Consider the following 529-nt stretch of genomic DNA (forward strand, 5'->3'; position numbering starts at 1 on the left):
AGATGTTCAAGACCCAAAAGGATCAAATCAAACAACTTCTGGAACGCCGCCACACGGTCAAAGTAACCACCATCTACGGAGAAGAAACCCGCATCATCAAGATTGAAAGGGCAATCGTCACCGCTGAAGGTCTGGGAGTCTTCTATGATAATCCGACGGATGAAGACATCGGGATCGTGGACCTGGGGTCGGTAACAGGAAACAAAATCCGCCTGAAGAAGAAACGGGTGATGACTGGTTACAGCGGGACCACGACATGGGGATGGGACAATCTGCCTGAAGACATTTCCAAAAAACCTGACCAGGTTGCTCACATGGTGATTGCTGACTTAAAGGCTCGACAGTGGCCGAAAGACCTCAAAATTCGCTTGGCAGGAGGAAAAATGGGACCCATTGAGGCATATGTCCAAGCAGAATTTCCTAATGCCTATGTAGTCGAGGATCCGCAATTCGCCAATGTCCGCGGGTTCTATAAGGTCGCCAAGACAAAAGCCAAACAACTGATTTAAGAAGGGCGTTTTGACCATGA

At 48.6% G+C, this 529-nt stretch carries 1 protein-coding gene; it reads left to right on the forward strand.

Going from position 1 to position 529, the window contains the following annotated elements; genetic code table 11:
• A partial coding sequence (locus RZO55_RS06480; RefSeq protein WP_318063469.1) for a ParM/StbA family protein occupies nucleotides 1-509 on the forward strand: 509 nt, incomplete at its 5' end.
• Nucleotides 510-529: the final 20 nt, after the last annotated feature.

Source organism: Clostridium boliviensis (assembly GCF_033342255.1).
Taxonomy (GTDB): Bacteria; Bacillota; Clostridia; order Lachnospirales; family Lachnospiraceae; genus Lacrimispora; species Lacrimispora boliviensis.